Annotated in this window: 8 protein-coding genes; all 8 read left to right on the top strand. The window is 36.3% G+C overall.

Annotation, left to right across the window (positions count from 1 at the left end; genetic code table 11):
- Positions 1–152: 152 nt before the first annotated feature.
- On the top strand, positions 153–2,057 hold the full coding sequence (locus tag HX062_RS03250) for a phage tail-like protein (RefSeq protein ID WP_182626210.1): 1,905 nt from the start codon (positions 153–155) through the stop codon (positions 2,055–2,057).
- Between the two features lie 146 nt (positions 2,058–2,203).
- Positions 2,204–2,908, top strand: a complete 705-nt coding sequence (locus HX062_RS03255) for a hypothetical protein (RefSeq protein ID WP_286466390.1) — start codon at positions 2,204–2,206, stop codon at positions 2,906–2,908.
- Between the two features lie 11 nt (positions 2,909–2,919).
- Complete coding sequence (locus HX062_RS03260; RefSeq protein WP_286466391.1) at positions 2,920–3,609, top strand: hypothetical protein; 690 nt, start codon at positions 2,920–2,922, stop codon at positions 3,607–3,609.
- Between the two features lies 1 nt (position 3,610).
- Positions 3,611–4,321: a hypothetical protein gene (locus HX062_RS03265; RefSeq protein WP_286466393.1), complete on the top strand. Its 711-nt coding sequence runs from the start codon at positions 3,611–3,613 to the stop codon at positions 4,319–4,321.
- 135 nt (positions 4,322–4,456) lie between these two features.
- Complete coding sequence (locus tag HX062_RS03270; RefSeq protein WP_286466394.1) at positions 4,457–5,770, top strand: T9SS type B sorting domain-containing protein; 1,314 nt, start codon at positions 4,457–4,459, stop codon at positions 5,768–5,770.
- 11 nt (positions 5,771–5,781) lie between these two features.
- On the top strand, positions 5,782–6,714 hold the full coding sequence (locus HX062_RS03275; RefSeq protein WP_286466395.1) for a PorP/SprF family type IX secretion system membrane protein: 933 nt from the start codon (positions 5,782–5,784) through the stop codon (positions 6,712–6,714).
- A 12-nt stretch (positions 6,715–6,726) separates the two neighbouring features.
- Complete coding sequence (locus tag HX062_RS03280; protein ID WP_286466396.1) at positions 6,727–8,679, top strand: OmpA family protein; 1,953 nt, start codon at positions 6,727–6,729, stop codon at positions 8,677–8,679.
- Between the two features lie 620 nt (positions 8,680–9,299).
- Positions 9,300–10,147: phage tail-like protein (locus HX062_RS03285; protein ID WP_502888498.1), on the top strand; the 848-nt coding region annotated here is incomplete at its 3' end.

Genomic DNA, 10,147 nt, shown 5'->3' on the forward strand with positions numbered 1-10,147 from the left:
ATTAATAAAAATCAATAAAATCAAAATGTAAACTTTTAATTTAACTAAATAATTAAATTATTCGTAATATTTACAAGGTGTTGTTGAATATAATGTTATGGAGGTATCTTTGTGAAGGAAAATTAAAAGTTAAATAAATCAATAAATAGAATATGATAAAAAGAATTATTCCATTCGTCGCACTTATGTTAAGTGGAGCAGCATTTGCTCAAATTGGTATCGGTACTAAAAAAGCAGCAGCCGCTGCGCAACTAGATGTTGTAGCATCAAATAAAGGGGTTTTACTTCCTCGCTTAACGTTAAATGGACTTACTGACCGTACTTCTATTGAGGGTGAAATGGTAGAGAGTTTATTAGTATATCACCTTGGTATTCCTACAATGGAAGCTGGTTTCTACTATTGGAAAGACAATAGCTGGACGCCTTTGCTTTCAGGAACAACCTTTGTTGATAGAAAAAACAACACTTTCGTTCTTGGAATGGATACCGTTACTAATGAGGAATCATTAATTATTACGGATACGCAAGGACATAGTGTTTCTCTAGCAGTTAAAGATATTGCAAATAATACGACGTTTGTAACTAACTTAACTGAAAATCAGGAGTTTATTACAAAATTAGGTGATAATGTTGAATTTATTGAGCATATTACCAACAACAGTGAATTTATAAATAAGATTACAGAGAACAACGAATTCATTGAAAACATCATCAATGAGTTAACTGGAAAATACGGAAACGTGGGCTATGATGTAGCAAGTGCTTCCTTCTTCTACTATGACGACGAATACAATGAAGTTGCAATTAGCTGGGATGTTTTAGGAAATACAAAAATCAAATCGTTTGTAGCAACAACGGAGTTTTTGACTATCACGGATACAGATGATGTTGCATTCCAAGTGTCTATGGATACTTTAGGAGAGATCATGGCGAAGAATGATGTCTTTGTAACGAACTTAACTAAGAATGAGAAGTTTATTACTGAGTTAACTGAAAACGCTGAATTTGTAACTAATATTACCAATAATAACGAATTCATTGATAACATTATCAAGGAGTTAACAGGGAAATACGGAAACGTGGGCTATGATGTAGCAAGTGCATCCTTCTTCTACTATGACGACGAATACAATGAAATTGCAATTAGCTGGGATGATTTAGGTAATACAAAAATCAAAACGTTTGTTGCAACAGAGGAGTTTTTAACTATCACGGATACAGATGATGTTGAATTCCAAGTGTCTATGGATACTTTAGGAGAGATCATGGCGAAGAATGATGTCTTTGTAACGAACTTAACTAAGAATGAGAAGTTTATTACTGAATTAACTGAAAACGCTGAATTTGTAACTAAAATTACCAACAATAACGAATTCATTGAAAACATCATCAAGGAGTTAACAGGAAAATACGGAAACGTTGGTTATGACGTAACAAGTGCTTCCTTCTTCTACTATGACGAGGAATACAATGAAGTTGCAATTAGCTGGGATGTTTTAGGAAATACAAAAATCAAATCGTTTGTAGCAACAACGGAGTTCTTGACTATCACTGATACAGATGATGTTGAATTCCAAGTGTCTATGGATGTCTTAGGAGAGATCATGGCGAAGAATGAGGTTTTTGTTACCAATTTAGCAGAGAACAGTGAGTTTGTTACTCATTTAGCACAGAACAATGAGTTTGTTACCAAATTAGGAGACAACCAAGTATTTAAAACAATTGTTAATGAGGCAACATCAGCAGCAATCGTTGACTATACTTATGATGAGACTATCAAAGAAGAAAAATGGTTGGGCACAAATAAGAAAATTGCACAACGCGTATGGGATATTACATTGGCTGAAAAAACAAATGAAGTGCTAATTAATGAAGTGCTTAACGAGGTTATTTTGCAAGTTCGTCTAATCAATAAAGCGACTAATGCAATTAACGAAGGAATTGTAAGTAAAGAAATCATTGGTAGTCAGACTTTGATAACTATTGGTGTAGCTAACTCTTTAACTACAGTGTATCCTGAAGGATCTTACTATTTGATCTTAGAATATATCAAATAAGAGAAACAACGTATACGAACAAATTGACTGAAATAAAGAGACCTATTTATTGTTTTGTACAAGGGATGCTAGTTTGTGTTAAAAAAGAGACTTCTCTTTTATTTTACAAGGCAGTAAATAGGTTTTCTTCTATACCGAATAGGATTATGAGCAAAAAATTAAACACGACCATTTTTTCCTTTTTTCTACTGATAGGCATGTGTTCACATGCACAAGTTGGAATTGGAATTAGTAAGCCAACGCAAGAATTCGAAGTAAAAGGAACAGTTCGCTTTCAAAATCTAGACAATAATAGAGCGTTATCGCGACAACTTTCAAGTGATGATGCGGGTAATTTAACCGCTTCAGAAGTAGTTAAAGAACGCTTTTACTATGATGGTTTGAAAAAGCAATTCGTACCTCCAGTGTTGGTGGAACCGAATCAAAGTGTTGATTTAGGGGTAGGTTTAACTGTTGATGTTCCCCCTTTTAGTGAGATCATCGTGGTGCTCACCTATAATATTCCGGTATATAAACTACCCAATACAATAGCTACGTTGCCCGACTATGCGGGAATCAAATTGATCTCTAGTAAAGAAGGACATCTGCCGTTGGGGGCGAGAAAATTTACTTTTCCTTCCACCTATAGTGTTCCAAATGCTACTTCTCATGGCGGTTCTTACATCGATGGGAAATACGTAGATGTTGTTAAAAATACTACTTCTGCTACCGAAAGTGTGACCTATTCACTCCAAGGTTTTATCGAAAGTAAGAATGCAAATGTGGCTTCCTTTTATTTTAGTGATACCGCTACAGCCCAAAATTTTGGTGTAGGTGTATTCTCAAGCATGGTATTTTTTAAAGCACTGTAGAACGAATCAAGATGAAATATAAATATAGTTTAGCAATCCTATTGCTTATGTCTACCTTAACTTTTGCTCAGGTGGGAATTGGGGTGGCCCAGCCAGAAGCGGCCCTCGACATCAACGTACAAACTAAGTTTAGTGGATTGCCTGATGTAAGTGATCGCCAAGAAGAATACAATCATTTTCTTTTTTTGGATCAAGAAGGATATGTAGGAGCAAAAGTAAAAGAAGAGGGAAATTTTATTTATCGCACGAGTTACTTCTCAAAAATGCCTGCGCGAATAGTTGCTCGAGCACCCAATCGGATAAATTTAAATGCAGATATTACGATTGAGGTTCCTCCTTATGCAAAATTTCTGATTGAACTTCACTATAGTGTTCCGGTTATGACTGGTACTAATGGTAATTTGATGGTACATGTAAGCCGTCAAATCAATACCGCTACGGAAGCCTTTATAAATGAAGCAAGTCGCGGTTATAGTCCACCTAGCGCCTATATCGGAACAGGTACCGCCAATGGTAGAGCTGTTGCCAACACCTATTATGACGCGATTGAGAATCCCTCTAATACTCCGATAAAGATAACCTACCGCATGTATGGGGAAACCAAAGGTACACCAACCCAATTTGGAATGTTTGCTGGCGGAACAGGAAATAATTACAATTGGGGAAGAGGATCAATGAATATTAATGTTTTTGATTATTAAGATGGTAAAAGAACTCTTACAAGTAGTATGCTTTTTATTGTGTACAGGAATGACCTATGCGCAAGTGGGAATTAGCGTAAAGCAACCTAAAGCGGATTTGGATGTAGACGGAGAAGTTCGCCTTCGTGCCATTAACACTACACTACCTTCAACCAAAGTAGTAGTAGCCAATGAAAATGGCGATTTAGGGTATATCCCTAAAGGGGCGGATAACTATGAAGCAAAAGATATCTTTTACAAGATGATAGACCCTGAGGTGGTAAATGCCGGGGGAAGCAATGCGGGCTATTCCCGTTTAGGTTTAGATATTACAGTTGAGGTAGAACCTTTTACTGAAGTGGCCATAGCTATTGAATACAATATTCCGGTAACCATGTGGAGGTCGGCTCCAAGTTATGCGGGCATTACGTTGATGAAAACAAACAATGCTAACAACAGAAGGGAGGAGCTTGATGAAGGATCTAGAAAATATACCAGTTTTGACACAAGAACTACTTTTGATGGATACTACATTGCTTCTATGCCAGTTACGGGTAAGGCTACTGATATCGTAGTCAATAAAACGGCCAATACCATGTCGTTTACTTATTCCACTTTACCCTATATCGAAGGAGGTGCTGGAATAGTTTACTTTGGAGACTTTACAGATGGAAGAGAAAATTTCGGAACAGGTATTTTACTTGTTCAAGTATACGAAAAAAAAATAAAGTAAACTGAAAAGGAGCAGGAATAGGACAAGTCATGTACCTGCGCTATAACCATCGATGACTCCTACTACAGATTACTTTATATGATAGGTAAGTATTGGTTACGGTGTAACTAAACTAACGAACCAAAAAAGAAAAGCATGAAAAAAAGAAAAATTTTATATACAGTATTAACCGCATTTTGTAGTGGTTTAATAATGTATGGGCAAGAAGACCCGTTGTTGATTAGCAACCAAGGGATTCTGTCTGTGTCTTCAGGAGATCTGATTTCTTTTGAGGGGACATTTGAAAATCAAGAATCAGGGGACGTCACCAACGACGGAACTGTGGTTTATTTTCAACATTTCATCAACGATGGTTGGTATGGAATTACTGAAAACAATAAAACGTCAAGAACTATTTTTACCGTAAATAGCACAACTAATGTGGTAAAACAACTGACAGGTAACGGAATAGCATCTTTTTACGATGTGGAGTTTAACAATCCTGTTCAAGGTGTTGCTTTTGATTTAAAGCAGAATATAGATATATATGGGGCTGCAGATTTTCAAGAGGGCATTGTTAAAGTTGATCCTGCAGTAAATCCACTAACAGGGGTATCTTATGGTATGATGACCTTTCAAAATGGATCTACCACATTGAATGTCCGCAATGAGGCACATGTTGATGGAGTTATTGAAAAAATAGGGCAAGACATATTTACCTATCCAATTGGAGATCAGGGTAAATATCGCTATGCGCGTATCTCGGCTCCTAAGAGCAGTAAAGATGCGTTTATTGGCGAATATATCTATAATGATCAGGCATTTTTCGAGTCCCGTACGACTAAAGTAGGGGTGATAAAAGCACTGAATACAAAGGAATATTGGTTGATTGACCAAGGAAAAGACAATACAAGTGATGTGTTGTTAACTTTAAGTTGGGATGAATCAACTACAGATGCTGATGTTTTGAAAACACCAGAAGAAGATTTGCACATTGTGCGTTGGGACGACAAGCAACAGATTTGGGTAGATGAAGGAGGAGTTGTAGATATGTCATCGCGCGAAGTAACCACTGTAGCGACTGTGAAAGGGTATGGATTTTTCACTTTAGCAACAGTGAAGAAAGATTGGGTATTAGATGGAGGTATTGTGATTTACAATATGGTTAGTCCAAATGGAGATGGTAAAAACGATTATTTTATTATCGACAATATCCAGCATTACCCGAATAGTAAAGTTGAAATTTTCAATCGTTGGGGAGCACGCGTTTATGAAACTAAGGGGTATGATCCTAATGGAGATGGAAGTAGTAACGTATTTAGAGGCTATTCTGAAGGAAATGTTACGATAGACAAAGGGAGTAAACTACCTAGTGGGACGTACTATTATGTACTTACCTATGAGTACACTGATGCTAATGGCAGTCGCATGATAAAGAAAGCCGCTAACCTCCATTTGGAAAATAATTAAACGGGCAAGAGATGAAAATAGAAAATAAAATATACAGTGTAATTTTTGCAATTTTAGGTTTGATTTCTGTTCCTTCCGCTTTTGCACAACAAGACCCTCAATATACACAGTACATGTATAACCCTGGGGCGATCAACCCTGCTTATTCGGGTAGTGTGAGTAATTTACAGCTTTTTGGTTTGTATCGCACCCAATGGGTAGGACTTGATGGTGCACCAAAAACAGCGTATTTATCAGGAACGACTCCATTGAATGATTCGGGCCTAGGGATGGGCTTTCACTTTAAGAATGACCGCTTAGGGATTGTTGATCAAAATAGTTTTGCAGTTGATTTAGCGTATACCGTAGAATTGAACTACCACTATAAGTTGGCTTTTGGATTGAAAGGAACTGGATCATTACTAGATGTGGACTACAACAAATTACAAATTTACGATGGTACAGATCCGGTTGCTGCAGACAATATCAGTGGTAAATTTTCCGGAAACGTAGGGGCTGGGGTTTATCTATATTCAGATAAAGCCTATGTAGGACTCTCAGCACCAACGATCTTGTCTAGTAATATATACAACCATAGTGATTACAAACTAATGAAAGAGAAAGCACATTTCTACCTTATGGGGGGCTATGTGTTTGAGATTAACCCAGAGATACAATTTAAACCTGCTGCCTTAGTCAAGGTGATGACAGGATCTCCTCTACAAGTAGATCTAACAGCCAATTTCCTGCTTTATGAGAAATTTACCGTTGGAGCTGCCTATCGTTGGGATGCTTCTGTAAGTGGATTAGCTGGATTTCAGGTAACAGATGGCTTGTTTATTGGTTATACTTATGATGCCGATACTAGTAAATTGGCGAAATACCACTCTGGTTCTCATGAAATCTTCATGAAGTTCGAATTATTTAGTAATAATAAGAGAAAAATCGCTCCACGATTCTTCTAAACGAAAGCAGTTATGGTTAGAAAATATATATTCAATAGCTTTGTGCTGTTTTTTATTTTGTTCAGCTTACCTAGTATAGGACAAACTAGAAAGGAGCGAAAAGCAGATCACAAATTTGATACGTTTGCTTATGTAGATGCGATCAAAGTGTATGAAGAGATGATCGCAAGAGGACAAGTGAATGCCTCTATACTTAGTAAATTAGGAGATTCTTATTACTTCAATGCCAAGTTTGAAGAAGCATTCAGATGGTATGACGAATTGTTTAATGGTACCTATGAGGACAAGGACCTCGCAGGCCTAGACAAAGAATACTACTATCGATACGGACAAACGCTTAAATCGATGAATTTCATTCAAAAAGCGGATGAAATTTTGCAGCAATTTGCCCAATTAAAGGCTTCAGATTCTCGTTCTCAATTGTTTATTACCAATGAAGAACTCGTGAATCAAACTTTGCCAGCTTCTCGTTTTACAATAGCTAACTTGACAGTTAATAGCGCCTTTACAGATTATGGAGCTACCTTGCTTGAGAATCGTTTGATTTTTACTTCCTCTCGTGCAAATGACCAAATGAAGAATAAAGTGCACTCCTGGACGGATCAACATTTTACTAAATTGTATGCAACTACAATCGGTGAAGATGGAAGTTTTGAAGCGCCTGTGTTATTTGCCAAAGAAATAGCGTCTAAGGAACTCAATATGGGGACCGCTGTTTTTACTAAAGACGGTAAAACCATGTACTTTACGAGTAATTATGGATCGACAAAAGGAGGAAAACGCGCCCAATACAATGAAGATGAAGCTTCTTTGCTAAAAATTTATAAAGCGAGAAAGCAAGCCGATGGAAGCTGGGGAGCAGTAGAAGAGTTACCCTTCAATTTAGACGAGTACAATACGGCACATCCCGCATTAACTCCAGATGAGAAGTGGTTGTATTTTGTCTCAGATCGAAAAGGAGGTCTAGGACAGTCAGATTTGTTTCGCGTAAGTGTTTTTGAGACAGGTCGCTTTGGTTTAATAGAACATTTGGGAACACAAATCAATACCAGTGGAAGAGAAACTTTACCGTTTATCTCTAAAGATTATGTGCTCTATTTTGCCAGTGATGGACATCCTGGATTTGGTGGATTAGATTTGTATAAAGCTAAGATCAATGCAGATGGAAAGATAGGAACTCCTGTTAATTTAGGACCAGACATCAACAGCCCTTATGACGATTTTGGAATTTATATTGATGCAAATACGAAAAAAGGGTTCATCAGTTCGAACAGACCTGGAGGATACGGCGCAGATGATATCTATCTCTTCGTTGAAAAACCCTGCTATCAAATCATGGAGGGGCTTGTGTCAGATGTCGATTCTAAAGGAGGAATTGTAGAGGTAGAAATTCAAGTTTTCGATATGTACAACAAGCTAATTGACAAAGTTTACACGAATGAACAGGGGTATTATAGTACAGATAAATTAGTGTGTGGAGGGGAATACCGCGTTCTTGTGAACAAAGAAGGTTATTTTTCAAAAGAGTTTACGGTAGATACGAATCGCGATGTTAAACAACGCGTAAATATTGAAATTGAATTGATTGAAAAAGGAGATGACTTATTTAAGAAATTGAAATTATCTCCAATCCACTTTGATTTTGATTCTGCAACTATTCGCCCGGATGCGCAAGTTGAATTGAGAAAAGTAGTCGATGTATTACTACAACATCCAAAAATTCAGTTAGACGTTCGTTCCCACACCGATAGCCGTGGAAATGATGAGTACAACATGAGTTTATCAGAGAGACGTGCACAAGCAACAATGAAATGGATGATTAGTCAAGGAGTTGAGGAGAGCCGATTAACAGGTAGAGGATATGGTGAAAGTCAACTAATTAACCGTTGTAGCAATGGGGTAGATTGTTCGGATGAAGAACATGAAGCCAATAGACGAAGTGAATTCATTATTATGAATCTGTAAGTAGTTTTACCTCATAGAATTTAATTTTTATACACGAAATATAAGTTTATAAAGTAGTAAATAGTTTTGTTTAGATCAAAGGGAGTCCCAAAAAGGCTCCCTTTTTTTTGATCTATTCATTTTTTGCGACTTTGTTCCTGCTGAAAAGCACAGCGTAATAGGTATATTTTTATATGCATGCATAACAGCAAATTCGTTGTTTTTTAGCTAAAGATCGAATATGGTGAACTTCTTCTAAAAACATCAACGTCTGACGTTTTTAAATGCATAATGTGTAACTTCTCTCTATAAAGAGAAAAAATGGCGATGCGAAAAATTTATTTTTTTTTTATTTTTTGACCTACTCGTTTTGAGATTGTTTTTGTTCAAAAATTCCTTGTTTTTCAATTTATTCTGCTAAGAAGATTTAATTCATTAAAAAAGTGATTATATGCGAATAATTAACTTTTTTGGCGCTATGCGTTTTCTTTGTTTTCTAATCAATTACATGAAGATAATTTAATTATTTTGTGTTATTGCTTGTTTTATTTGTAAATATTAAGATTTATTATAAGAATATATTTAATAGCTGTAAATTTGTATAACAAGATTTTATGAGTTGTATAACAAAAAAATTGGATATGATAAGAAGATTAATCCCACTAGTAGTACTAATGTTAAGTAGTTCAGCAATGGCTCAAGTTGGTATCGGTACCAGAAAAGCAGCTAGTTCTGCACAATTGGAGATTGTGGCGCTGAAAAAAGGAGTTTTACTTCCTCGAGTAGAGTTGAGAAACAAAAGTGATTTTTCGCCTATCGAAGGGGAAAAAGTAGAAAGTTTACTCGTATATCACACAGGTAGTGCGAATTTAACTGCAGGGTTTTATTATTGGAAATCTAATGAATGGACACCTTTACTTTCTGGCGATACATACAAAGATCGCAAAAACAACACATTTACAATTGAAGGAAATCCCTCAAAAAATGGAGAGGAATCCTTAGTGATTACGGATAGTGAAAGTCACAGTGTATATTTAGCAGTTTCAGATATTGCCAACAACAGTACGTTCGTTACCAATCTTGTAGATAACCAAGAGTTTATTACCAAGTTAGGTGACAATATTGAGTTTATTGAGCACATTACAAATAATAACGAGTTTATTGAGAACATTATCAAGGAACTAAAAGGAGCCTATGGAAATGTAAACTACAATTCGACTACAAATACATTTGTGTATTACGATGAGCATGGCGTAGAACACGAAATTGATTGGTCTACATTAAATACGACCAACGTTCGTTTTGAATTGCTCAACGATCAGTTGATTATTACAGACTCAGACAACAATGCTGTTCGTTTAGACGTAGCAGAAATTGCCAACAACAGTACGTTCGTTACGAATTTGGTGGACAACCAAGAGTTTATTACCAAGTTAGGTGACAATATTGAGTTTATTGAGCACATTACAAATAATAACGAGTTTATTGA

Origin of the sequence: Myroides sp. DF42-4-2, assembly GCF_030326445.1 — a bacterium.
GTDB lineage: Bacteria > Bacteroidota > Bacteroidia > Flavobacteriales > Flavobacteriaceae > Flavobacterium.

Bases quoted from the DNA above. Each gene is read 5' to 3' on its own strand.
- HX062_RS03250 (WP_182626210.1), top strand. From the start codon at position 153: ATGATAAAAAGAATTATTCCATTCGTCGCACTTATGTTAAGTGGAGCA.
- HX062_RS03255 (WP_286466390.1), top strand. From the start codon at position 2,204: ATGAGCAAAAAATTAAACACGACCATTTTTTCCTTTTTTCTACTGATA.
- HX062_RS03260 (WP_286466391.1), top strand. From the start codon at position 2,920: ATGAAATATAAATATAGTTTAGCAATCCTATTGCTTATGTCTACCTTA.
- HX062_RS03265 (WP_286466393.1), top strand. From the start codon at position 3,611: ATGGTAAAAGAACTCTTACAAGTAGTATGCTTTTTATTGTGTACAGGA.
- HX062_RS03270 (WP_286466394.1), top strand. From the start codon at position 4,457: ATGAAAAAAAGAAAAATTTTATATACAGTATTAACCGCATTTTGTAGT.
- HX062_RS03275 (WP_286466395.1), top strand. From the start codon at position 5,782: ATGAAAATAGAAAATAAAATATACAGTGTAATTTTTGCAATTTTAGGT.
- HX062_RS03280 (WP_286466396.1), top strand. From the start codon at position 6,727: ATGGTTAGAAAATATATATTCAATAGCTTTGTGCTGTTTTTTATTTTG.